23 protein-coding genes are annotated in these 21,563 nt (G+C 68.2%); 8 read left to right on the top strand and 15 right to left on the bottom strand.

Annotation, left to right across the window (positions count from 1 at the left end; all coding sequences use genetic code 11):
• Nucleotides 1-43: 43 nt before the first annotated feature.
• From AC5P76_RS02265 to AC5P76_RS02255, 3 genes are all read left to right on the top strand, one after another.
• Complete coding sequence (locus AC5P76_RS02265; protein ID WP_180876121.1) at nucleotides 44-1,219, top strand: thiolase family protein; 1,176 nt, start codon at nucleotides 44-46, stop codon at nucleotides 1,217-1,219.
• 122 nt (nucleotides 1,220-1,341) lie between these two features.
• Nucleotides 1,342-1,683: a hypothetical protein gene (locus AC5P76_RS02260; protein WP_053519549.1), complete on the top strand. Its 342-nt coding sequence runs from the start codon at nucleotides 1,342-1,344 to the stop codon at nucleotides 1,681-1,683.
• Nucleotides 1,684-1,829: 146 nt separating this feature from the next.
• Nucleotides 1,830-2,240 (top strand): hypothetical protein, encoded by a 411-nt coding sequence (locus tag AC5P76_RS02255; RefSeq protein WP_053519548.1) that lies wholly within the window; start codon nucleotides 1,830-1,832, stop codon nucleotides 2,238-2,240.
• Between the two features lie 59 nt (nucleotides 2,241-2,299).
• On the opposite strand, the gene AC5P76_RS02250 is transcribed toward AC5P76_RS02255, so the two are convergent.
• Nucleotides 2,300-3,937: an acyl-CoA dehydrogenase family protein gene (locus AC5P76_RS02250; RefSeq protein WP_253118653.1), complete on the bottom strand. Its 1,638-nt coding sequence runs from the start codon at nucleotides 3,935-3,937 to the stop codon at nucleotides 2,300-2,302.
• 112 nt (nucleotides 3,938-4,049) lie between these two features.
• Between AC5P76_RS02250 and AC5P76_RS02245 the strand changes: the two genes are divergently transcribed.
• From AC5P76_RS02245 to pdeM, 4 genes are read left to right on the top strand one after another with little or no spacing between them, the layout of a single operon-like run.
• Nucleotides 4,050-5,048, top strand: coding sequence for a ligase-associated DNA damage response exonuclease (locus tag AC5P76_RS02245; protein ID WP_253118652.1), 999 nt, complete (start codon nucleotides 4,050-4,052; stop codon nucleotides 5,046-5,048).
• Nucleotides 5,045-6,652: an ATP-dependent DNA ligase gene (locus AC5P76_RS02240; RefSeq protein WP_253118651.1), complete on the top strand. Its 1,608-nt coding sequence runs from the start codon at nucleotides 5,045-5,047 to the stop codon at nucleotides 6,650-6,652. Before AC5P76_RS02245 ends, AC5P76_RS02240 begins: the two co-directional genes overlap by 4 nt.
• Complete coding sequence (locus tag AC5P76_RS02235) at nucleotides 6,649-9,108, top strand: ligase-associated DNA damage response DEXH box helicase (RefSeq protein WP_253118650.1); 2,460 nt, start codon at nucleotides 6,649-6,651, stop codon at nucleotides 9,106-9,108. The genes AC5P76_RS02240 and AC5P76_RS02235 overlap by 4 nt, the downstream gene beginning before the upstream one ends.
• Nucleotides 9,098-9,739 carry a ligase-associated DNA damage response endonuclease PdeM gene (pdeM, locus tag AC5P76_RS02230; protein WP_111186411.1) on the top strand — a complete coding sequence of 214 codons (642 nt, stop codon included), beginning with the start codon at nucleotides 9,098-9,100 and terminating at the stop codon, nucleotides 9,737-9,739. The genes AC5P76_RS02235 and pdeM overlap by 11 nt, the downstream gene beginning before the upstream one ends.
• Before the next feature lie 18 nt (nucleotides 9,740-9,757).
• Here the strand turns inward: pdeM and AC5P76_RS02225 are convergent, their stop codons facing one another.
• The 9 genes from AC5P76_RS02225 to rlmD form a co-directional block, all read right to left on the bottom strand.
• A complete protein-coding gene (locus AC5P76_RS02225) occupies nucleotides 9,758-10,030 on the bottom strand; it encodes a hypothetical protein (protein ID WP_053519542.1) in 273 nt (90 codons plus the stop codon).
• A 178-nt stretch (nucleotides 10,031-10,208) separates the two neighbouring features.
• On the bottom strand, nucleotides 10,209-11,477 hold the full coding sequence (locus AC5P76_RS02220) for an FAD-dependent oxidoreductase (RefSeq protein ID WP_065174844.1): 1,269 nt from the start codon (nucleotides 11,475-11,477) through the stop codon (nucleotides 10,209-10,211).
• 222 nt (nucleotides 11,478-11,699) lie between these two features.
• Complete coding sequence (locus tag AC5P76_RS02215) at nucleotides 11,700-11,906, bottom strand: cold-shock protein (protein WP_005410590.1); 207 nt, start codon at nucleotides 11,904-11,906, stop codon at nucleotides 11,700-11,702.
• 88 nt (nucleotides 11,907-11,994) lie between these two features.
• Complete coding sequence (locus tag AC5P76_RS02210; protein ID WP_053520226.1) at nucleotides 11,995-12,741, bottom strand: S-methyl-5'-thioinosine phosphorylase; 747 nt, start codon at nucleotides 12,739-12,741, stop codon at nucleotides 11,995-11,997.
• Between the two features lie 82 nt (nucleotides 12,742-12,823).
• On the bottom strand, nucleotides 12,824-13,378 hold the full coding sequence (locus tag AC5P76_RS02205) for a hypoxanthine-guanine phosphoribosyltransferase (protein ID WP_053520227.1): 555 nt from the start codon (nucleotides 13,376-13,378) through the stop codon (nucleotides 12,824-12,826).
• Nucleotides 13,378-14,385, bottom strand: coding sequence for a beta-N-acetylhexosaminidase (gene nagZ / locus AC5P76_RS02200; protein ID WP_111186713.1), 1,008 nt, complete (start codon nucleotides 14,383-14,385; stop codon nucleotides 13,378-13,380). Before nagZ ends, AC5P76_RS02205 begins: the two co-directional genes overlap by 1 nt.
• Before the next feature lie 102 nt (nucleotides 14,386-14,487).
• On the bottom strand, nucleotides 14,488-15,180 hold the full coding sequence (locus tag AC5P76_RS02195) for a DsbA family oxidoreductase (RefSeq protein ID WP_253118649.1): 693 nt from the start codon (nucleotides 15,178-15,180) through the stop codon (nucleotides 14,488-14,490).
• Nucleotides 15,181-15,229: 49 nt separating this feature from the next.
• The gene (locus AC5P76_RS02190; RefSeq protein WP_197571814.1) at nucleotides 15,230-15,715 is read right to left on the bottom strand and encodes a CYTH domain-containing protein; all 486 of its coding nucleotides are present in this window, start codon (nucleotides 15,713-15,715) and stop codon (nucleotides 15,230-15,232) included.
• Nucleotides 15,716-15,748: 33 nt separating this feature from the next.
• A complete protein-coding gene (gene rlmD, locus AC5P76_RS02185) occupies nucleotides 15,749-17,083 on the bottom strand; it encodes a 23S rRNA (uracil(1939)-C(5))-methyltransferase RlmD (protein ID WP_065181808.1) in 1,335 nt (444 codons plus the stop codon).
• A gap of 129 nt (nucleotides 17,084-17,212) precedes the next feature.
• Here rlmD and AC5P76_RS02180 point away from each other — a divergent pair, with 129 nt between their 5' ends.
• Nucleotides 17,213-17,941, top strand: a complete 729-nt coding sequence (locus AC5P76_RS02180; RefSeq protein ID WP_053520232.1) for a response regulator — start codon at nucleotides 17,213-17,215, stop codon at nucleotides 17,939-17,941.
• Between the two features lie 98 nt (nucleotides 17,942-18,039).
• Here the strand turns inward: AC5P76_RS02180 and recO are convergent, their stop codons facing one another.
• From recO to lepB, 5 genes are read right to left on the bottom strand one after another with little or no spacing between them, the layout of a single operon-like run.
• Nucleotides 18,040-18,759 carry a DNA repair protein RecO gene (gene recO, locus AC5P76_RS02175; RefSeq protein WP_053520233.1) on the bottom strand — a complete coding sequence of 240 codons (720 nt, stop codon included), beginning with the start codon at nucleotides 18,757-18,759 and terminating at the stop codon, nucleotides 18,040-18,042.
• 18 nt (nucleotides 18,760-18,777) lie between these two features.
• On the bottom strand, nucleotides 18,778-19,674 hold the full coding sequence (era, locus tag AC5P76_RS02170; protein ID WP_053520234.1) for a GTPase Era: 897 nt from the start codon (nucleotides 19,672-19,674) through the stop codon (nucleotides 18,778-18,780).
• Nucleotides 19,671-20,351 carry a ribonuclease III gene (gene rnc / locus AC5P76_RS02165; protein ID WP_053520235.1) on the bottom strand — a complete coding sequence of 227 codons (681 nt, stop codon included), beginning with the start codon at nucleotides 20,349-20,351 and terminating at the stop codon, nucleotides 19,671-19,673. The genes era and rnc overlap by 4 nt, the downstream gene beginning before the upstream one ends.
• Nucleotides 20,341-20,724: a DUF4845 domain-containing protein gene (locus AC5P76_RS02160; RefSeq protein WP_053520236.1), complete on the bottom strand. Its 384-nt coding sequence runs from the start codon at nucleotides 20,722-20,724 to the stop codon at nucleotides 20,341-20,343. Before AC5P76_RS02160 ends, rnc begins: the two co-directional genes overlap by 11 nt.
• Nucleotides 20,725-20,761: 37 nt before the next feature.
• Complete coding sequence (lepB, locus tag AC5P76_RS02155; RefSeq protein ID WP_053520237.1) at nucleotides 20,762-21,556, bottom strand: signal peptidase I; 795 nt, start codon at nucleotides 21,554-21,556, stop codon at nucleotides 20,762-20,764.
• Nucleotides 21,557-21,563: the final 7 nt, after the last annotated feature.

Here is a 21,563-nt window from a genome sequence, read left to right as displayed (position 1 = left end):
CGGTCTCCTTTCCGAACATTGCTTACGCATCAACGAGATTGCCATGTCCAACATCGTCATCGCCGCCGCCAAACGCACCGCCATCGGCTCCTTCCTCGGCCAGTTCAACGGTGTGCCGACCCCGACCCTCGGCGCGGCCGCCATCGCCGCAGCGCTGGAGCAGTCCGGTGTCCCGGCCAGCGACGTTTCCGAAGTCCTGATGGGCTGCGTGCTGCCGGCCAACCTTGGCCAGGCGCCCGCCCGCCAGGCCGCGATCGCCGCCGGCATCCCGCTGTCCGTCGGTGCCAGCACCCTCAACAAGGTGTGCGGCTCGGGCATGAAGACCATCATGCTCGGGCATGACCTGATCAAAGCCGGTTCGGCCAAGGTCGTGGTTGCCGGCGGCATGGAGTCGATGTCCAATGCGCCGCACCTGCTGCCCAACTCGCGCACCGGCAACCGCTTCGGCAACTTCCAGGCGGTGGACCACATGGCCCACGATGGCCTGGTCAACGCCTACGACGGCAAGGCCATGGGTGAATTCGCCGAGTGCGCCGTGGACAAGTACCAGTTCAGCCGCGAGGAGCAGGACGCCTACGCCATCGAATCGGTCAAGCGCGCGCAGGCGGCGCAGACCAACGGTGCGTTCGCCGACGAGATCGTCGCGGTGAAGGTGGCCACCCGCAAGGGTGAGGTCGAGGTCGACACCGATGAACAGCCCGGCCGCTCGGACATCGCCAAGATTCCGACCCTGCGCCCGGCATTCAAGAAGGACGGCAGCGTGACCGCTGCCAGCTCGTCCAGCATTTCCGACGGCGCCGCCGCCGTGGTGCTGCTGACCGAGGAAGACGCCAAGGCCCGCGGCATCACCCCGCTGGCACGCATCGTCGGCCACGCCACGCATTCGCAGGAGCCGGAGTGGTTCACCACCGCACCGATCGGCGCCATCCACGCATTGCTGCAGAAGACCGGCTGGTCGCTGGACCAGGTGGATCTGTTCGAAATCAACGAAGCCTTCGCCGTGGTGGCGATGGCCCCGATGCGCGAACTGGGCATTCCCCATGACAAGCTCAACGTGAATGGTGGGGCCTGCGCATTGGGCCATCCGATCGGCGCATCCGGGGCACGCCTGGTGGTGACCCTGGTCAACGCCCTGCGCACGCGCGGTGGCAAGCGCGGCATTGCCACCCTGTGCATCGGTGGTGGCGAGGCGACCGCAATTGCCATCGAATTGATTTAAAAAGGTTTAACTGCGATTTCGCAAAAATGAATGCGGGATCGCTTGACAGCCAAACGTGGCTTGTCATCATGTTGTCGGCGCGCAGTTGCGCGTTGCCTAATCTAACGACGAGGATTCACACAATGAGCATCAACAAGCTGCTGGTCGCGATGTCCCTGGCTCTGGCCCTGGCCGCCTGCTCGAAGCAGGAAGCTGCCCAGGACGCCGCTGCTTCGGCCAACGAAGCCGCCACCGAAGCCCAGGCTGCTGCCGATCAGGCCGCCGCTGCTGGCGCCCAGACCGCCGACGCTGCCCAGCAGGCCGCCGACACCGCCGCCACCGCTGCTGACGCTTCGGCTGACGCCGCTGCCCAGGCTGCTGGCGCCGCTACCGACGCTGCTGCTGAACAGGCCAAGGACGCTGCCAAGGCTGCCGAAGGCACCGCCGAGCAGGCCAAGGACGCTGCTGAAGAAGCCAAGAAGTAATAACTTCTTTCTTCACGCTGTTCTGGAAAAGCCGCTGGTTCGCCAGCGGCTTTTTCTTTGCATCGCGTTCCGCGACCCCGCCTTCACAAGGGCGTGAATAGGCTGGCGTCCCCATCCATTGCCGCAGTGCACTACCGGAGACCGCCATGAAGATCCGCTCGCTGACCCTGTCCCTGCTGGCCGCTTCGCTGCTGATCGGCCTGGCCGCCTGCAAGGGCCCGGAAGCCGAACAGGCCCGCCAGGATGCGCGGCAGGCTGCCGACAGCGCAGGCGCCGCCGCCCGTGACGCAGTCGACCAGGCCGCCGCAGCTACCCGCGAGGCCGCCGACAAGACGGCAGCTGCATCCGAGCAGGCGGCGGCCGATACCCAGCAGGCGCTGGACAAGGCGGCCGACGCTACCGCCAATGCTGCTGACCAGGCCAAGGTCGCCGCCACCGACGCCGCTGCACACGCCAGCGATGCGACCGCGGACGCCGCACAGAAGGTCGCCGACAAGGCGCGTGATGTCGCAAATGACGCGAAGGCGAACGCGGCCAAGGAAGAAGCCAAGCACTGAGCCGCGTCCGGTACTGCAGAGCGCCGCAGCCACGCTGCGGCGCTCTACAGAATTCCACGCTACGGCAGCGCGCGCGCCAGGATTTCCGACAGGTCCAACCCGGCCGGCAGGGTGCCGAACACCCATCCATGTTCACCGCCGAGCCGGCTGCGGATGAACGCATCCGCCACCGGACTGCGTGCACGCAGCAGCAGTGCCGCCTGCAGCAGCAATGCGGTGCGCTCGCAGAACATCCGCGCCTGCGACTCTTCCGGTGCCGGGGTCGTTACCCAGCGCTGCAGCGCAGCGGCATAGCGCGCATCGCGATCAGCCACCGCTGACAGCTCGCCCTGCAGTGCGGCCAGCGTCTCCGGTTCGCGGGCCAGTGCCCGCAGCACATCCAGGCACTGGATGTTGCCGCTGCCTTCCCAGATCGAGTTCAGCGGCGCCTGCCGGTACAGGCGCGGCAGCATTGATTCCTCCACATAGCCCGCGCCGCCCAGGCATTCCTGCGCCTCGTTGACGAAGGTCGCCGCCCGCTTGCACACCCAGTATTTGCCCAGCGCCGTGCCCAGCCTGGCCAGCGCCGCCTCGCCGGCATCGAAGGACGCACGGTCCACCGCACGCGCGATGCGCATCGACAGCACCGTCGCCGCTTCCGATTCCAGTGCGAGGTCGGCCAGCACGTTGGCCATCAACGGATGCTCCACCAGCAACCGGCCGAAGGTGCGGCGGTAGCGGGCATGGTGCAGCGCCTGCGCCAGCGCCATGCGCATTTCCGCTGCGGCACCCAGCATGCAGTCCAGGCGGGTCATCATCACCATGCCGATGATGGTGGCCACGCCACGCCCCTCTTCGCCCACCCGCCACCCCTGCGCGCCGCAGAACTCGACCTCGCTGGACGCGTTGGCCCAATCGCCCAGTTTGTCCTTCAGCCGCACCAGGCGGAATGCATTGCGGTCGCCATCGGCAAGCCGGCGCGGCATCAGCAGACAGGTCAGTCCGCCCGGTGCCTGCGCCAGCACGAGGAAGCCATCGCACATGGGTGCCGAGAAGAACCACTTGTGGCCGACCAGCCGATAGCGCTCGCCGTCGATGGGCTCTGCGCGCGTGGTGTTGGCGCGCACATCCGAGCCCCCCTGCTTCTCGGTCATGCCCATGCCCAGGGTGATGCCGGCCTTGTCGGCCACCGGTACGTCGCGCGGGTCGTACACCGGTGCGGCGGCCTTGCGCGCCCATTCGGCCAGGTTCGGCTGCGACCGCAGCACCGCTACCGCCGCATGGGTCATCGTCAACGGGCAACTGGTACCGGCCTCGGCCTGGTGGTGCAGATAGCTCAGCGCCGCGCGTGCAACATGCGCACCCGGCTGCGGCTCATGCCAGGACAGGCCGGCCACGCCATGCGCCTTCGCGGCGGTCATCAGCTGGTGGTAGGCCGGATGGAACTCCACCGTATCGATGCGATGCCCCTGCGCGTCGTGGGTGCGCAGGCGCGGGCGGTCGCGGTTGGCATCGAATCCGAGCCGGTACAGCTCGTCACCGGCCAGCGCACCGTACTGCGCCAGGCGCGGGACGAAGGCTGCGGCGCCTTCGCGATGCACCGCCTCCATCAACGCTGCGTCATCGGTCCACAGCTGGCGCCCGGCGAACGGTGGCGGCTGATTGAGCACCACATGGGTCTCGAAGGGGGCAGTGCTGCTGAAACCCGGTCCACTCATGCGATCCATCCGGCGGCAAGAGGTATGCGATCCGATTGTGCCGCATGCTGCGCCAAGCCCGCGTTCAGGCCGGTTCTCACCCCGTGCACGAGCCGCGCGCCACAGTGCAGCCATGGCAGGCAACGACGATCTTGTGGTGCTGCGCCCGGAAGGGCTGTACTGCGCTGCTGGCGATTTCCACATCGATCCCTGGCGGCCGGTGCCGCGCGCGGTCATCACCCATGGTCATGGTGACCACGCGCGCCCGGGCATGGGCGAATACCACTGCAGCACGGGCAGCGCGCCGATCCTGCGCTGGCGGCTGGGCGACGTACCGCTGCACGCGCATGCCGAGGGCGCATCCTTTGCGCTGGGCCGGGTGCAGGTGTCGCTGCATCCGGCCGGTCATGTGCTCGGCTCCTCGCAGGTGCGCATCGATGATGGCCGACAGGTGTGGGTCGCCTCCGGTGACTACAAGCGCCAGCCCGACCCCACCTGTACGCCGCTCGAAGTGGTGCCCTGCGATGCCTTCATCACCGAGGCGACCTTCGCCCTGCCCATCTACCGCTGGCCGGACACCGCAGCCGTGGCTGCCGAGATCGCGTCCTGGCGCGAGGAATGCGCGCAGCGCGGCGAAGCCGCCGTCCTGCTCTGCTACGCATTGGGCAAGGCCCAGCGCGTGCTGGCCGAGCTGCTGGCACGGGGCGAACCACCGGCATGGCTGCACGGTGCCATCGCCAATGGCGTGGCCGTCTATCGCGCTGCGGGCATCCCGATGCTGGACACGATCGCCGTCGCCGAACAGGGGCGCCAGGCCGATGCGGCCGGACGGCTGATCCTCGCCCCGCCCTCGGCCGCCGGCACGCCCTGGCTGCGCCGCTTCGGGCGCCACCAGCTGGGTTTCGCCTCCGGTTGGATGCAGCTGCGCGGAAACCGCCGGCGCCGCAACGTCGATCGTGGCTTCGTGATCTCCGACCACGCCGACTGGCCCGCGTTGCTGCGTACCATCGAGCAGACCGGCGCACGACGCGTCATCGCGACCCATGGCAACACCGATGCGCTGATTCCGTTCCTGCGCGAACGCGGTGTCGCCGCGGAGGCTTTCCGCACCGATTTCGGGAGCGAGGAATGAAGGCCTTCGCCGCGCTGTACCAACGCCTCGATCGCAGCACCGCCACGCTGGACAAGCGCGCGGCGCTGGTCGATTACTTCCGTCACGCGCGACCGCACGATGCGGCCTGGGCCCTGTTCCTGCTCAGTGGTGGCAAGGTCGGGGGTGCGCGCCGGAAGATCGCTGCCAGCGGCGAGCTGCGCCGCTGGATCGGCGAGGAAGCCGGACTGCCTGCGTGGCTGGTCGAGGACAGCTATGCGCAGGTCGGCGATCTGGCGGAGACACTGACCCTGCTGCTGGACGACCCAACGGCAATGGCGCCGGACCGCCCTCTGGCCGACTGGATCGAACAGCATCTGCTGGCCGTGGCCAATCAGCCCGAGCCCGAGCGACGTGCAGCCGTGGTCGAGGGCTGGCGCCAGCTGCCCGCGAACGAACGCCTGGTGTTCAACAAGCTGCTGACCGGTGCACTGCGCGTCGGCGTGTCGCAGCGGCTGGTCCAGCAGGCACTGGCCGAACTGTCCGGACTGGACATCGCGCGCATCGCGCAGCGCATGCTGGGCACCTGGGTGCCCTCGCCCACCCTGCTCGCACAGCTGATGTCGCCGGAAGAACTGCCGCTGGACCGCCAGCAGCCATATCCGTTCTTCCTCGCTTCGCCGCTGGAAGGTGAGCCCGGTGATCGCCTGGGCAGCATCGACGACTGGCTGCTGGAATGGAAATGGGACGGCATCCGCCTGCAGCTGCTGCGTCGTCGCGGCGAGGTGGCGCTGTGGTCGCGTGGCGAAGAGCGCCTGGACGGCCGGTTCCCCGAGATCGAGCAGGCCGCCGCACTGCTGCCGGAGGGATCGGTGCTGGATGGCGAACTGCTGGCCTGGGATGAGCCGGCCGATCTTCCCAAAGCCTTCACCGCCCTGCAGACCCGCATCCAGCGCCGCAAGCCGGGCGCCACCACGCTGCGTACGACACCGGTGCGGATGCTGGCCTACGACCTGCTCGAACGCGACGGCAACGACCTGCGCGCATTGCCGCTCCAGCAGAGGCGCGTGCAGCTGGCGGAACTGCTCGGCACGCTCGGCGATGCGCGCATCCAGCTGTCGCCGGAGGTGCCCGCCGGGGACTGGGCACGGGCGGCCGCGCTGCGCGACGCGGCGCGCGAGCGCGGCGTGGAGGGCCTGATGCTGAAGCGCCGCAACTCGGCGTATCAGTCCGGCCGGCGCCGTGGCGACTGGTGGAAGTGGAAGGTCGATCCACTCACCATCGATGCCGTGCTGCTGTACGCACAGGCCGGCCATGGCCGGCGCAGCACGCTGTACACCGATTACACCTTCGGCGTATGGGACGGCGATGCGCTGGTTCCGGTGGCCAAGGCCTACTCGGGCCTGGACGATCAGGAAATCCTCGCCCTTGATCGCTGGATCCGCGCCAACACCCGCGAGCGCTTCGGGCCGGTACGCAGCGTCCGCGCCGAGCAGGTGTTCGAACTCGGCTTCGAGGCGGTCAACCGCAGTGCACGGCACAAATCAGGAATCGCCGTGCGTTTTCCGCGCATCCTGCGCTGGCGCCACGACAAGCCGGCCAGCGAGGCCGATCAGCTGGCGACGCTGCAGGCCCTGGCACGATGACGCGGAGCGAGGCCCTGCAGCGGCTGAACGGCTGGTTTGCCAGCCGCGGCTGGAAACCCCTGCCCTTCCAGCGCGCCATGTGGCGTCACTACCTGGCAGGCGAATCGGGCCTGCTGCATACCCCCACCGGCAGCGGCAAGACGCTGGCGATGTTCGGCGGACCGCTGCTGCAGGCGATGATCGCGCCCGCACCCGTACCCGCCCGCCCCAGCGCGGTGCGCCCATTGCAGGTGCTGTGGGTGACCCCGCTGCGTGCCCTGGCCAGCGACACCGCACGCGCACTGCAATCGGTCGTCGATGGCCTGGGCCTGGGGTGGCGCGTGGGCCTGCGCAGCGGCGACGCCAGCCAGCGCGAGCGGCGCCTGGCGCGCGAAGGGCGCATCGACGTGCTGGTGACCACGCCCGAATCACTGGCACTGCTGCTCACCTACCCCGATACCCTGCCACGCATGCATCAGCTGCGCTGCGTGGTGGTCGACGAATGGCATGAACTGCTGGGCAACAAGCGCGGCGTGCTGCTGCAGCTGAATCTTGCACTGCTGCGCGACACCACGCCTGCGGTGCAGCTGTGGGGATTGTCGGCCACGCTGGGCAATCTGCCGCAGGCGCGCGACGTGCTGCTGCCGGACAGGCCGGATGCACCCATCGTCGAAGGCGCGCGCCAGCGTCCGGTCACCGTCAGCAGCCTGCTGCCGGCACCGGGCGAGCGCTTTCCCTGGGCCGGACATCTTGGCCTGGCGCAGCTTCCGCGCGTGCTGGAAGCGCTGATGGCCGCGCGCAGCAGCCTGCTGTTCACCAACACGCGGGCGCAGGCCGAACTGTGGCACCAGGCGCTGGCGGCGGTGTGGCCGGAGGATGCCGCCACGCTGGCGTTGCACCACGGTTCGCTGGACCCCGCACTGCGTCAGCAGGTAGAAGACGGCCTGCGCGCCGGTGCGATGCGCTGCGTGGTTGCCACCTCCAGCCTGGATCTGGGCGTCGATTTTCCCGAAGTGGACCAGGTACTGCAGCTTGGCAGTCCGAAGGGCGTGGCGCGGCTGCGCCAGCGCGCCGGCCGTGCCAGGCATCGCCCCGGCGCCAGCGGCAGAATCCTGTGCGTGCCCAGCCATGCGCTGGAACTGGCCGAGTACGCCGCCGTCCGCCGCGCGCTGCGCGACGGCGTGGTTGAAGCCAGGCGACCGCCAACCCTGTCGCTGGACGTGCTCGCCCAGCATGCGGTCAGCCGCGCGTTGGCGGGGGGATTCACCAGCCGCTCGCTGCTGGCGCAGGTGAGGCGCACGCACGCATTCGCGCAGCTGGGCGACGCGCAATGGCAGGCTGTCCTGGACTTCATCGTGCAGGGTGGACGGGCACTGGCCCAGTACCCGGACTTCCACAAGGTGGTGCTCGACGCGGACGGCTACCATCGCGTGCACGACCGCCGCCAGGCCCTGCGCCATCGCTTGTCGATCGGCACCATCAGCAGCGATGGCGCCGTGCGTGTGCAGTTCCTGCGCGGCGGTGGCCTCGGCTCGGTGGAAGAACAGTTCGCCAGCCGCCTGCGCAGAGGCGATCGATTCCAGTTCGCCGGGCGCATGCTGGAGCTGGTGCAGCTGCGCGACATGACCGCCTATGTGCGCCTGGCCCGCAAGCGCGGTGAAGGCACCGTCCCGCGCTGGCAGGGCGGCCAGCTGCCCCTGTCCATGCCGCTCGGGCGCGAGCTGGAAGCGGTGCTGTCCGGCGCGGACGACAGCGCCGAGTCGCGCTGGCTGGCCCCCCTGATGGCACTGCAGTCACGCCTGTCTGCCCGGCCATCGCCCGCGCACCTGCTGCTGGAGGATGTCCGGCGCCGCGAAGGCCAGTTCGTGTTCGTCTATCCCTTTGCCGGGCGCCACGTCCACGAGGCACTGGCGGCGTTGCTGGCGCTGCGCTGCACGCGCCGGCAGCGCAACAGCATCGGCTATGCCGTCAATGACCACGGGCTGGTGCTGGCACCGACGCAGCCGATCGAGCTGCAGGCGGAGCAATGGAAGGAACTGTTCGCGGCCGATCAGCTGCTTGAGGATCTGCGTGCCGCCGTCAATCTGGGCGAACTCGCGCGACGCCAGTTCCGCGGAATCGCACGCGTCGCTGGCCTGCTGGTACCCAGCCTGCCCGGTGGCGCGCCGCGCTCGCTGCGCCAGCTGCAGGCCTCGGCCGGACTGCTGTACGACGTGCTGCGCGAGCACGACCCCGAGCATCTGCTGCTGGCATTGGCCGAGCATGAAGTGCTGCAGGACAGCCTGGATCTGCCGGGCCTGCAGCAGGTGCTCGAACGCATCGGCACGCAGTCACTGTCACTGCAGCATCCCGCCTCGCTGACACCGCTGGGCTTCCCGCTGTGGGCCGAGCGCCTGCGCGGACAGTTCAGCAATGAAGACTGGCGCACCCGCGTGCTGCGTGCCGCACAGCAACTGGAGCGACGCCATGGCCGATGAGCTGGCCGTGACGCTGGGCGGTGAACCCATGCTGCTGCTCGGTGCGCGCGCACTGTGGTGGCCGGCCCGGCAGGCCTTGCTGATCGCCGACCTGCACCTGGGCAAGGCCGACCTGTTCCGCCGCGCCGGCATCGCGCTGCCGTCCGGCGGCACCCGCGACGACCTGCAGCGCCTGCAGAGGCTGGTGCAGGCAAGGGCTTGCCGCGAGCTGTGGATACTGGGCGATGTGCTGCATGGGCCGGCGCATCGTGCGGCGTGGTACCGGCAATGGCTGGGATGGCGAGAGCAGCACTCCGCGCTGGCGGTGCATGTGATACGCGGCAATCATGATCGGCACCTGCCGCACGCGGCGCTGCAGGTGGAGCCGCATGAGGAGGTGCAACTGGGCGCGTTCCTGCTGTGCCATGAACCACGGCACATGCCCGCGGCGCACGTCATTGCCGGCCATATCCATCCGCAGATCGCACTGCCGGCGCTGCGCCGCCGCTTTCCGGCGTTCTGGCTCCGCGAAGGATTGACGGTGCTGCCGGCATTCTCCGCCTTCACCGGCGGCTGGGTCATCGCACCGGCGCAGGGTGAACGGCGCATCGCCTGTGTCGAACAGGGTCTGGTGGCGATGCCTGGCCGGTAAGGCCAGCGGGCGCGACGGTCAGGCTGGCCGGACGCCCGCCAGCGCCGGCATCAGATGGAAATCGGGCGTGTCGTTGCTCTGCCGGCGCGGCAGTGCCTGGACGGCCGACAGCATTTCCTGCGCGCAGGCGCGGATGTGCGTGTGGTGTTCCGGCAGCGCATGACTGATCAGGCTGCCCACATGGAACTCGAACACATCCTCCAGAACGTCGGGCTGGTCCTCGTGCAGCATCTGCAGCAATCCCCGCAGCTTGCAGATTTCCGATTCCAGCTCTTCGACCGCGAACAACATGGCGTCCTCCTCGTGAACTCGCAGCACATCCGGGCCGCAGCAGGCCGCGACGGCGGCGCCACCCGGGCCACGCGATGTTCGAATCACGGAGAGGAAAACGGGCGACGCAGCTGTGGCGTGCTTCACTCTTGTCGCACAGACGCGGTGAGGTAACCGTTAATTCACGTGATGATGCGATTCACGCAGCCGCCGTGGCAGCCTGCGTGGCAAGCGCAACGGGCGGCCGGGCCAGGGCTTCGAGGAAGGCTGGATCCAGAGCAAGCGAACCGAACCAGCCGTGCTGGGTTCCACTGAGCACCCGCAGCATGTGCCCGCGTCCCCCCGGCAGCCGCCCCATCGGGCCAAGCAGCGCGTCGCGCGCCTTGGCCCACGCATCGCGATCGGACTGGAACAGCGGCGTCAGCCAGCGGCTCCAGCGCTGGTACACCGCCACATGCGCACGTCGCTGCGCCTGGTAAGCCTGCAGTGCCGTCTCACCAGCGCCATGCACACGCAGCGCGTCTCGCAGCGCCAGCGCATCGAGCAGCGCCATGTTCACGCCCTGCCCCAGCTGCGGGCTCATCGCGTGCGCTGCATCGCCGACCAGGACCATGCGCCCCTGATGCCAGCGGGTCATCACCGCATCGCGGTAAACCGCCCGGGACAGCTGTCCGGCATCGTGCAGGTGATCGAAGCGTGCGCTGGCCTCGGGCCAGAGCGCATGCAGTTCCTGCAGCCATGGTTGCATGCCTTCATCTTCCCAACGCGCGAAGTCGGCGCGTGGCAGGCTCCAGAAAAAACTCAGGCGCGGCGTGTCATCACCCGGACGCGTGCCCACCGGCAACAGGCCGATCATCTTGCGCGCGGCGACGTAGCGTTGGCGCAGCTGCTGCACGTGCGGCCACTCTCCGGCCGGCAGCAGGCACCACAATGCGCCCCACGGATAGACGCGGTCGAGGCCAGCGCCGCCGGCAATGGTCGCGCGCAGGGACGACGCTGCGCCGTCGGCCGCCACCACCAGGTCAAACGGGCCATGGGTGCGGCCTTCGTTGTCGCGCAGTTGCCCCCGCGCGGTATCGACCGCGTCGATGGTGGTCCCCGCATGCAGTTGGCCGGCGCCATCGCGGGCCTGGTCCAGCAGCGAGAACAGGGCGCCGCGCTGCATGCCCAGACCGTGCAGGCGGACATCGAGGCCGCCATAGCCCATGTCCATCACCGCACGTCCGCACGGCGTGTCGCCATAAAGCCGATGCACCGGCGCGGCATGCGCGCGCACGGCCTCCAGCAGTCCCATCTGCCACAGCACCTGCAGGCCGCTGGGCTGCAACAGGAAACCGGCGCCGACCGGCCCAGGGGTCGGTACGCGCTCGAAGATCTCAACGTCGTGCCCGTCGCGGGTCAGCAGGATGGCCATCGCCTGGCCAGCGGTGCCGTATCCAATCACGGCAATGCGAAGTCGTTCCGTCATCCGCACATTGTGCCCCAGCCGGATCCGGATCGTTCTCCAAGCCGTGCGCGGGCGGGCCGCCCTGCCGGCGAAGTAAAGGAGGAGGCGACGGTCGAAGGCCGGCGCCGGGGGACATTCGCCGGCAGGGCGGCCCGCCCGCGCGCGGCTTGGGTTCGGTCCCATGCGATGGGCGCAAAAAAAAAACCCCGCCGGAGCGGGGTTCTCAACGCACTGTCGAGTGGATCACTCGGCCGGCGTGATGTTCGAAGCCTGGGCACCCTTCGGGCCCTGGGTCACGTCATAGGTGACACGCTGGCCTTCCTGCAGGCTGCGGAAGCCCTTGGAGTTGATGGCGGAGAAGTGCGCGAACACGTCGGCGCTGCCATCCTCCGGCGAGATGAAGCCAAATCCCTTGGCGTCGTTGAACCACTTGACGGTACCGTTCGGCATGGTGATGCGAGACCTTATGCAATGAATGGGTGGTGTACGCTGAACCCGCGTACCGGCTGAGTATGCAAAGCTTGCTCGGCGAAGACAATCACCCCCGTGCCAATTCGCCGATCAGTTCCGGAAGTCCATTGCTCGCCGCCTGCACATTGGCCAGCACTTCGGCCATCGTGATCTCCTCGCCATCACCACAGCCCGCGGCCCAGTTCGCCACGATCGCCAGGCACGCGTAATCCAGCCCCAGCTCCCGCGCCAGCGCGGCTTCGGGCATTCCGGTCATGCCCACCAGATCGCAGCCATCGCGCCGCATGCGGGCGATTTCCGCGATGGTTTCCAGCCTCGGCCCCTGCGTCGCACCGTAGCAGCCACCGTCATGGACCGTGACACCCGTCACTTTGGCTGCGGCCAGAATCTTGCTCCGCAGCATCGGCGTGTACGGGTGGCCGAAGTCCACATGCAGCACTTCGGTACCCTCTTCTTCACAGATCGTGCTGATCCGGCCCCAGGTGTAGTCGATGATCTGGTCCGGGCAGGCCAGCACGCGCGGCCCGACCTGCTCGGTGATGCCCCCGACGGTGTTCAGCGCCAGCACGCGCTGGGCGCCGATCTGCTGCAGCGCAGCCAGATTGGCGCGGTAGTTGATCTTGTGCGGCGGCAGCGAGTGGCCCTCGCCATGGCGCGCAAGGAACGCCACGCGGTTGCCCAGCAGCGTGCCCACGCGCACCGGGCCGGAGGGACGGCCGAAGCGGGTCTCGACCTCGTGGGTCTGCACATCGTCGAGCTTGGCCAGGTTGTAGACACCGGTACCGCCGATCACGGCCAGGGCGATCTGTTGCATCGAAAGCACTCCAGAGAAAGACGAACGCCGGCACCCGAGGATGCCGGCGGCGGCAAAGGACGGCCGCGGACGGCCGTGCCTGTTATTCCTTCATCGCGTAGATGGCCGGCACGCAGCGCAGGGTCTCGTTGACGTCCATGCCGAAACCGAACACGTAGCGGTCGGGCAGTTCGATACCGGCGTAGTCAGCCGTCACATCCGGCAGCCCGCGATCGTGCTTCTTCACCGTCATCGCTGCGATGCGCACGTCGGTCGCGCCCTGTTCCAGGCACCAGGTGCGCACGCCCTGCAGGGTGTAGCCCTCATCGAGGATGTCATCGACCAGCAGCACACGGCGGCCGAACAGCGCGGTGGCCGGCTTGTGCTTCCACACCAGGTCGCCGCCGGTGGTTTCACCGCGATAGCGGGTGGCGTGCAGGTAATCGAACTGCACGTCCTGGCCGCGCGCACCCAGCTCCAGCGCCAGCTGGCCGGCGAACGGCAGCGCACCGTGCATGATCGACAGGAACAGTGGCACCTCGCCCTTGTAATCGCGCGCGATGGCGTCGGCGATACCGGCGATGGCCTTGTCGATGGTGGGGCGGTCAACCAGCAGGTCGGCCTGGGCCAGGGCCTGGGAAATGGTGAGGTTCGGCATCAGACGGTTCTTCCAAGGGTTTCAAGCAGACGGGATTGAGTGTCGCCATGGCGGGCATCGGCCAGCAGGCCATCCCAGCCAAGCGCGCCGCGGCCGAGCAGGCCAAGCAGCGCAGCGGTATTGAGGGAGCGTCCCTGCACCGCGTGCAGGGCTTCATCGACCAGCTCCGGATGGCAGACCAGCACGACGTCGCAGCCCGCATCCAGGTGCGCGTGCACGCGTGCCGCAACGCCACCGGCATGGTGCGAAGCGGCCATGCCGATGTCGTCGGAGAACACCACGCCGCGGAAGCCCAGCTCGCCACGCAGCACCTCCTGGATCCAGCGCGGCGAATAGCCGGCCGGTTCCGGCGCCACCTGCGGGTAGATCACGTGCGCCATCATCACGGCGTCGGCACCGGCGGCAACACCGGCCCGGAACGGCACCAGGTCCTGCGCGCGCAGTTCGTCCAGCGTCCGCGGATCGACCGCGGTATCGACATGGGTGTCTTCCAGCACGGTGCCATGGCCGGGAAAATGCTTGAGGGTGGCCGCCATGCCGGCCGCGTGCATGCCGCGTACGTAGGCCTCGGTGAACGCAGCCACGACCTGCGGGTCTTCACTGAAAGCGCGGTTGCCGATCGCAAGGTTGCCACGGCCCAGGTCGACCACCGGGGCAAAGCTCAGGTCCACGCCACTGGCGCGCACTTCGCTGGCCATCAGCCAGGCGTGCTGCTCGGCCAGCGCCAACGCGGCGCCGGGATCCTTCGCATAGCCGGCACCGATCTCCTGCAGCGGCGGCAGATCGCTGTAGCCCTTGCGGAAACGCTGCACGCGACCGCCTTCCTGGTCGACGCAGATCAGCTGCGGGCGCGGCGCGGCCTCGCGGATCGCGGCGCTGAGCTCGCTCACCTGCTGGCGGGAGGCGAAGTTGCGCGTGAACAGCACCACCCCGGCAACGGCATCGTGCTGCAGCCAGTCGCGTTCCTGGGGGGTCAGTTCAGTGCCGGCAACGCCGATCAGCAGCATGGTCGTTCTCCACAACGGGCGCCCGCATGGCGCAGTGCCGCATTGTCGCAGAACCGGCCGTTGGACGCAGGTGGGGGCGTCCATCGCGCGCCCCTCGAAGGATCAGACCCTGCAGCCGTCCGCACCACAGGCGTCGTCGCCACTGCGTCCGGTTGCCGTGCCCTGCTCCGCCGCGATCTGCCGCAGCGCCTGGGCGAAGGCTTCCGGAGGCTGGGCGCCGGAAATCGCCCAGCGGCCGTCGATGACGAAGGTCGGCACCGAGGAAACACCCAGCGCACGGGCCTGGTCCAGTCCCGCTTCAACCTCGGCCAGGCCCCGTGAGGAGGCCAGCATCTGGGCGATCTCTGCCGCATCCAGTCCGCCTGCCACACCGGCCCGGGTCAGCACCTCTGTGTCCGCCAGATTCTGGCCGTGCTCGAAATGGGCGCGGAACAGCGCCTCTCCGACCGCGTCCTGCACACCGTGCTGGCCGGCCAGCCACAGCAGCCGGTGCGCTGGCAGGGTGGTCACCCGCACCTGGCCCTGGCTGAAGTCCATGGGCAGGCCTTCGCCACGGGCGGTGGCCTGGGTCTGGCCGAGAATCTGCTCTGTGCGCTCGACACCGCCGAACTTGCGCGCATACGCCTCGCGCAGCGGCACCGGCGTGGTGCCCGCATCCGGGTCCAGCTGGAACGGCTGCCAGTGGATGTCGAGTGCTGGGGCATCGGCCCCCAGCAACTGCACCCCCTGCTGGAAACGGTGCTTGCCGATCCAGCACCAGGGACAGACCACGTCGGAGTAGATGTCGATTCTCATCCCACCGACATGGGGTCCGGGCGCCCCGAAAAAAGGGGGAATGCCCCTTTCACCAGCGTGAATAGGGATGACTGGCCAGTGCGACGTTGTAGTAGCGCGGGTCGTCGGTGACCTCCGCGCCGGCCCAGTCCGGCAGGGCGATGGCCTGCCCGGCGCTTTCCAGCTCGACTTCGGCCACCACCAGGCCGGCGTTGTCGCCCAGGAACTCATCCACTTCCCAGGTCAGGCCGGCATGCTCGACCAGGTGGCGACGCTTGTCGATCAGGCCCCCCACGCACAGCGCCAGCAGCGCGCGCGCATCCTCCACCGGAATCGGGTAATCAAACTCCTGGCGGGTATGGCCGATCGTGCGCGACTTCAGGTTCAGCGCGGCGTGCTCACCTTCGATGCGCACCCGCACGGACGCGTTCTGGCGGCCGCTGTCGAGCGCGCCCAGATCGTTGATGTAGCCCTGCGCCATCGGAATCACCCGGTGTGCGGCCGCACGCCAGCCGTCGCTGCTGACGAGGAATTTGCGTTCGATCTCGATGCCCATCGCGCCATTATGCGCGATGGGCATGACAGCGGGTCAGCGCTTTTCGAACACCGCGATGCTTTCCACGTGCGCGGTGTGCGGGAACATGTCCATGGCGCCGGCACTGACCAGGCTGAAGCCCTGCTCGTTCACCAGATAACCCGCGTCCCGGGCCAGCGATCCCGGATGGCAGCTGACGTACACGATGCGCTTGAACTGCTTCAACGGCAGCTGCTGCAGCACCTCGATCGCGCCCGAGCGCGGCGGGTCCAGCAACAGCTTGTCGAAGCCCTGGCGCATCCACGGCGTGGCGCGCTGGTCCTGGGTCAGGTCGGCGCTGTAGAACTGGGCGTTGCCCAGCCCGTTGCGCTCGGCGTTCTCACGTGCGCGGGCAACGAGGCCCGCGTCGCCTTCCACGCCCACCACCTCGCGCACTCGGCGCGCCAGCGGCAGGGTGAAGTTGCCCAGCCCGCAGAACAGGTCCAGCACGCGCTCGTCCTCACCCGGCTCCAGCAGATCCAGGGTGTGAGCGATCATCTTCTCGTTGAGCTTGGCATTGACCTGGATGAAATCCAGTGGCCGGAATGCCAGTTCGACATCCCACGGCGCCAGCCGGAACGACAGCGGCACGCCCTGCCCGTCCAGCGGATGGACGGTGTCCACGCCACCGGGTTGCAGGTAGATGGCGAATCCGTGCTGCTGGCCGAAGCTGGCCCATGCGGCGCGGTCGGCATCACTGAGCGGCTGCAGATGACGCACGGTCAGCGCGATGGCCTGGTCACCGCCGATGAACTCGATCTGCGGGATGTCGCGCTTGCCGTCGAGCGACTCGATGAAGGTCGACAGCGCCTGCACCTTGGTGCCCACTTCGGGGATCACGGTCAGGCACTGGCTGAGATCGGCGACGAAGCGCGGGTCCTGTTCACGGAAGCCGACCAGGGTCTTGTCCTTCTTCTCGACGCGGCGCACCGAGAAGCGCCCCTTGCGGCGGTAACCCCAGCTGTCGCCGACCAGCGGTGGCAGCACGCGGCCCGGCTTCACGTGACCGATGCGTTCCAGGTTGTCCATCAGCACGCGCTGCTTGGCAACGATCTGCTGGTCTTCATCCAGGTGCTGCAGCACGCAGCCGGCGCAGGTGCCGAAATGCGGGCACTTCGGCGTCACCCGCTGTGGCGAGGCCTGCAGCACTTCCACGGTGCGTGCTTCGTCGAAATGGCGGCTGCGGGCCGTCTGTTCAGCCATGACCACTTCGCCCGGCAGAGCGCCGCTGATGAAGGTGACCTTGCCACCTTCGCCTTCACGGCGGGCGACGCCGCGACCATCATGGCTGAGGTCGAGGATCTCGGTCTGGAACGGGGTACGGTCGATGCGGGAGCGGGATCGGGCCACGTGGCAACAGGCTGCGGGCGAAAATGGGCGCGTATTGTCGCAGATCCTGACCGGCGGGGCCTGCCGCCGCTTGCGCCAGCCGCCGCCGTGCTTGATGATGTCAACCAGCTGACATGGAGGCAGCCCCTGATGCAGATGACCCCGCGGGCCGGTCGGCCCCGCTTCCTGCTTGTCGAGGACGACATCATCAGCCGCGGGTTTTTCAAGGCGGCGTTGGAAACCCTGCCGGCGGACGTCGATACCGCGGACTCCCTTGCCAGTGCCCTGGCAAGCGCCGAGCCCGGGGCCCACGACCTGTGGCTGATCGACGTCAACCTGCCTGACGGCAATGGCGCGCAGCTGCTGCGCGAACTGCGCCGTTCGCATCCGGACACGCCTGCGCTGGCGCATACCGCCGACGGCGACACGTCCATCCATGCGCGCCTGCGTGAGGCCGGTTTCAGCGACACCCTGGTCAAGCCGCTCGGCCGCGACCAGTTGCTGAAGGCGGTCCGCCGCGCCCTGGTCAACTCGCCGGCCGGCATCGCCGTCGCTCCGGCCCCCGCTGCGATCGAGCTGAACGGGCAGGACTGGGACGAGACCGCCGCTCTGGCCGCTCTCAATGGCCAGCGCAACCACCTGATCGCCCTGCGCGAGCTGTTCCTTGCGGAACTGCCGGGCGTCCGCGATGCGGTGGAGCAGGCCGTGGACCAGCATGATGAACGCCAGCTGCGCAGCCAGCTGCACCGGCTGCAGGCAAGCTGCGGCTTCGTCGGTGCCGCACGGCTGGGCCGCGCGGTGCGCCAGCTGCACCACATGCCGGAGTCGGACCTGGCCCAAGCGGGCTTCCGCGCCGCGGTAGCGGCACTGCTGCACTGAGGGTTGCCCGGCACGGGTGCGCCCTGCCCCGTCAGATATCGAAATCAATCCGGGGTCAGATCCCTTTCCCTGCGGAAGACGGTTCTGACCCCGCCCGCCTACCGCCGGGGGGCCAACTGCTCCAGCAGCTCCCAGGACTTCAGCCCCCGTGGCCCCAGGTGGTGCGCCAGCACCCGCCGCATGGGCAGCCGCAGGCTCGCCAGATCGGCAGGCCCCGGCTCCTCGTCGGCCGCCAGCGCCAACAGCGCCGAACCGGTGGCCGCCGCACTGCGCTCTCCACCGCGCTCGCTGAGCAGCCGTTGCGGCCCTTCCTGCGGATCCAGCGCATAACGCGCTGCCGGATCGATCGGCTGACCATCGCTGGCGCTTTCCAGATCGAAACCGAGCCCCAGTGCGGCAAGCAGCTCGCGCTCGAAGCGGCGCAGCGTCCAGGCCAGTCCGGCGCCCACTGCCAGCCGCGCGCGTGCCTCGCCGTACGCCAGGTACACCTCCGGCAACGGATCCTGGCGTGGCGCCAGCCGCAGCGTCAGTTCACTCAGGTAGAAGCCGGCCAGCATGGCCTGGCCGACCAGCCGCGGCGCCGCGTCCAGCGCTTCGGCGGCACGCAGCTGCGCCAGTTCGCCGCGCTGCTGTGCGCTGAAGCGGATCCACTGCAGCGGCTGCAGGGCCGCGCGCAACACCTGGCCCTTGGCCGTGGACACGCCGCGCGCAAGCAGGCCGATCCGGCCATGCTCCGCGCTCAGCACCTCCACCAGCAGGCTGGTTTCGCGATAGGCCCGCGCATGCAGCACGAACCCCGTGTCGTCCTCGATGATCACCGAAGCGATCGCCGTGGCTTACTCGTAACCGAAGGCCTTCAGCGCGGCCTCGTCGTCGGACCAGCCTTCACGTACGCGCACCCAGGTTTCCAGGAACACCTTGGCACCGAACAGACGCTCCATCTGCAGGCGCGACTTGGCCCCGATCTCCTTCAGGCGCGCGCCCCCCTTGCCGATCACGATGGCCTTCTGGCCTTCCCGCTCGACCCAGATCACCGCGCCGATGCGCAGAAGATTGCCATCCTCGGTGAAGCGCTCGATCTCCACGGTGGTGGCATAGGGCAGCTCCTCGCCAAGCTGGCGCATCAGCTGCTCGCGTACCAGTTCACCGGCAAGGAAACGCTGGCTGCGGTCGGTGATCTCGTCCTCGCCGAACATCGGCGGGGCTTCCGGCAGCAGCTCCAGCACGTCACGCACCAGGGCGTCCAGGCCGTTGCGCTTCTGCGCCGAGATCGGATGCACGGCGGCGAAATCACGGCCGGCGGTCACCTCCTGCAGGAACGGCAGCAGCGCGCCCTTGTCCTTCAGGCGATCGATCTTGTTGACCACCAGCACCACCGGGATGCCGGCATCGCGCAGCACGTTGAAGGCCAGGCTGTCTTCGTCATCCCAGCGCCCGGCCTCGATCACCAGCAGGCCTGCATCCACGCCTTCCAGCGAGCCGCGCGCGGCGCGGTTCATCACCCGGTTCATCGCCCGCTTCTGCACCTTGTGCAGGCCCGGGGTATCGACCAGCACCAGCTGGCCTTCCGGATAGGTGGCGATGCCGAGCAGGCGGTGGCGGGTGGTCTGCGGCCGGTTGGAGACGATGCTGACCTTGGCCCCGACCAGGGCATTGGTCAGGGTCGACTTGCCGACGTTCGGGCGGCCGATGACGGCCACGCTGCCGCAATGATGGGAAGTTTGTTCGCTCACTTGGAATCCAGTTGTTCTAGGACGGCTGCAGCCGCCTGTTGTTCGGCAAGCCGCCGCGAGGCGCCTTCGCCCTCGGTGCTGGCGGCCGGGTCGGCCACGTTGCAGCGTACCCGGAAATGTTTGGCGTGGTCGTCACCGGATTCTGACACCAGTTCGTACTGGGGCAACGCCTTCTGCCGGGCCTGCAGCCATTCCTGCAGGCGGGTCTTGGGGTCCTTCTCGGGGCGGCCGGTGGCCGGCAGCGCCTCCATCGAGGCCGTGAACCAGGGCAGCACCGTCTCCCGGCACGCGTCAAAACCGGCGTCCAGGTAGATCGCGGCCACCACCGCCTCCAGTGCATCGGCCAGGATCGAGTCGCGGCGGTGCCCGCCCGACTTCATCTCGCCCGCGCCCAGGATCAGCCGTTCGCCCAGCTGCAGGGTACGGGCGATCACTGCCAGCGCCCCTTCACGCACCAGCTCAGCGCGGGCGCGGGTCAGTGCGCCCTCGTCGGCCTTGGGCCAGCGCTGGTACAGCGCCTCGGCGACCATCATGTTGACGATGCTGTCGCCGAGGAATTCCAGGCGCTCGTTATGCGGCACGCCGGCACTGCGATGGGTCAGCGCCTGCTTGAGCAGCGCCGGGTCGCGGAAGGCATGGCCGATCAGGTCGCCACGTTGGATGAATTTACTGGGCACCGCTTCGGGTCAGGTCCTGGGAAGAATCGAATTTGCCAACCACATCGAGGTTGCCGATCAACGGGCGACGCACTTCGTAGTTGACCTTGAGGGTCCAGCCATTGTCGCGGCGATCGAACTTGACGTTGCCCGGCTTCACGTTGTCCGAGTAGTTGATGTACAGCCGCTTGAAGAACAGATCCTGGATCCGCGCCGGCTCCATGCTGGCCACGCCCGGCTGGCTGGCCAGGCTCTTCATCGCCGAGCGTACCGCGTAATACTCCTGGTACATCGGGAACAGCTTCATGCCGATGTAGATGAAGAAGCCAACCACGACCAGGACCACCAGAAACGAGGTCAGGGTGATGCCGCGCTGCGTGTTCATCGTCTTCATTGCGTTCTCCCCAGATACGCGTTGGATGTGAAAATACTCAGTTGATGCCCGAGCCGATCCGCGACGGCTCGAAACCGTCCTTGCAGAACCAGCCCTGGCAGTTCAGCCAGATCAGGAATGCCTTGCCCCGCAGGTTCTCTTCCGGCAGCAGCCCCCAGAAGCGTCCATCATCGCTGTTGTCACGGTTGTCGCCCATCACCAGGTACTTGCCGGCCGGCACCGTCCACTGGCCCTGGCCACGCGGATAGTCGGTCTCCAGCACGGTATGGGTGCGGCCCGGGAGATGCTCGACCAGCAGGTTGGCGCCCTCGCCCTGGCCCTTGTGGCCGGCGTAGATGCCCTTGTTGTCGTACTTCACCGGCTCGCCGTTCAGCACCAGGCTGTCGCCCTCGAACACCACGGTGTCACCCGGCACGCCGATCACGCGCTTGATGAAGTTCTCGCCCTTGGCCGGGTCGTTGTCGCCGTGGCCCGGGAAGTGGAACACCACCACATCGCCGCGCGCGGGATCACCCACCGGCACGAAGCGGGTATTGGTGATCGGCAGGCGCAGGCCATAGGCGAACTTGTTGACCAGGATGAAATCACCGATCAGCAGGTTCGGCATCATCGAGCTGGACGGGATCTTGTACGGCTCGGCGATGAAGCTGCGCACGACCAGCACGATCGCCAGCACCGGGAAGAATGCACGCGAGTAATCCACCAGCACCGGCTCGGTGTCGAGCAGGCCTGCACGCTGGGCGCGGCGCCTGGCGAAGTACAGCTTGTCCGCAAGCAGGATCAGGCCCGAGGCCAGGGTCAGCACGACCAGGAGGATCTCAAACAGTTTCATTCAGGGT

The sequence above is a fragment of the Stenotrophomonas sp. YJH_SMC_36 genome, assembly GCF_059369935.1.
This window is presented reverse-complemented; position numbering and strand designations above follow the sequence as displayed.

What these genes read in the sequence shown, in the direction of transcription:
- AC5P76_RS02265 (WP_180876121.1), top strand. Translation starts at nt 44, where the DNA reads ATGTCCAACATCGTCATCGCCGCCGCCAAACGCACCGCCATCGGCTCC.
- AC5P76_RS02260 (WP_053519549.1), top strand. Translation starts at nt 1,342, where the DNA reads ATGAGCATCAACAAGCTGCTGGTCGCGATGTCCCTGGCTCTGGCCCTG.
- AC5P76_RS02255 (WP_053519548.1), top strand. Translation starts at nt 1,830, where the DNA reads ATGAAGATCCGCTCGCTGACCCTGTCCCTGCTGGCCGCTTCGCTGCTG.
- AC5P76_RS02250 (WP_253118653.1), bottom strand. Translation starts at nt 3,937, where the DNA reads ATGAGTGGACCGGGTTTCAGCAGCACTGCCCCCTTCGAGACCCATGTG.
- AC5P76_RS02245 (WP_253118652.1), top strand. Translation starts at nt 4,050, where the DNA reads ATGGCAGGCAACGACGATCTTGTGGTGCTGCGCCCGGAAGGGCTGTAC.
- AC5P76_RS02240 (WP_253118651.1), top strand. Translation starts at nt 5,045, where the DNA reads ATGAAGGCCTTCGCCGCGCTGTACCAACGCCTCGATCGCAGCACCGCC.
- AC5P76_RS02235 (WP_253118650.1), top strand. Translation starts at nt 6,649, where the DNA reads ATGACGCGGAGCGAGGCCCTGCAGCGGCTGAACGGCTGGTTTGCCAGC.
- pdeM (WP_111186411.1), top strand. Translation starts at nt 9,098, where the DNA reads ATGGCCGATGAGCTGGCCGTGACGCTGGGCGGTGAACCCATGCTGCTG.
- AC5P76_RS02225 (WP_053519542.1), bottom strand. Translation starts at nt 10,030, where the DNA reads ATGTTGTTCGCGGTCGAAGAGCTGGAATCGGAAATCTGCAAGCTGCGG.
- AC5P76_RS02220 (WP_065174844.1), bottom strand. Translation starts at nt 11,477, where the DNA reads ATGACGGAACGACTTCGCATTGCCGTGATTGGATACGGCACCGCTGGC.
- AC5P76_RS02215 (WP_005410590.1), bottom strand. Translation starts at nt 11,906, where the DNA reads ATGCCGAACGGTACCGTCAAGTGGTTCAACGACGCCAAGGGATTTGGC.
- AC5P76_RS02210 (WP_053520226.1), bottom strand. Translation starts at nt 12,741, where the DNA reads ATGCAACAGATCGCCCTGGCCGTGATCGGCGGTACCGGTGTCTACAAC.
- AC5P76_RS02205 (WP_053520227.1), bottom strand. Translation starts at nt 13,378, where the DNA reads ATGCCGAACCTCACCATTTCCCAGGCCCTGGCCCAGGCCGACCTGCTG.
- nagZ (WP_111186713.1), bottom strand. Translation starts at nt 14,385, where the DNA reads ATGCTGCTGATCGGCGTTGCCGGCACTGAACTGACCCCCCAGGAACGC.
- AC5P76_RS02195 (WP_253118649.1), bottom strand. Translation starts at nt 15,180, where the DNA reads ATGAGAATCGACATCTACTCCGACGTGGTCTGTCCCTGGTGCTGGATC.
- AC5P76_RS02190 (WP_197571814.1), bottom strand. Translation starts at nt 15,715, where the DNA reads ATGGGCATCGAGATCGAACGCAAATTCCTCGTCAGCAGCGACGGCTGG.
- AC5P76_RS02180 (WP_053520232.1), top strand. Translation starts at nt 17,213, where the DNA reads ATGCAGATGACCCCGCGGGCCGGTCGGCCCCGCTTCCTGCTTGTCGAG.
- AC5P76_RS02160 (WP_053520236.1), bottom strand. Translation starts at nt 20,724, where the DNA reads ATGAAGACGATGAACACGCAGCGCGGCATCACCCTGACCTCGTTTCTG.
- lepB (WP_053520237.1), bottom strand. Translation starts at nt 21,556, where the DNA reads ATGAAACTGTTTGAGATCCTCCTGGTCGTGCTGACCCTGGCCTCGGGC.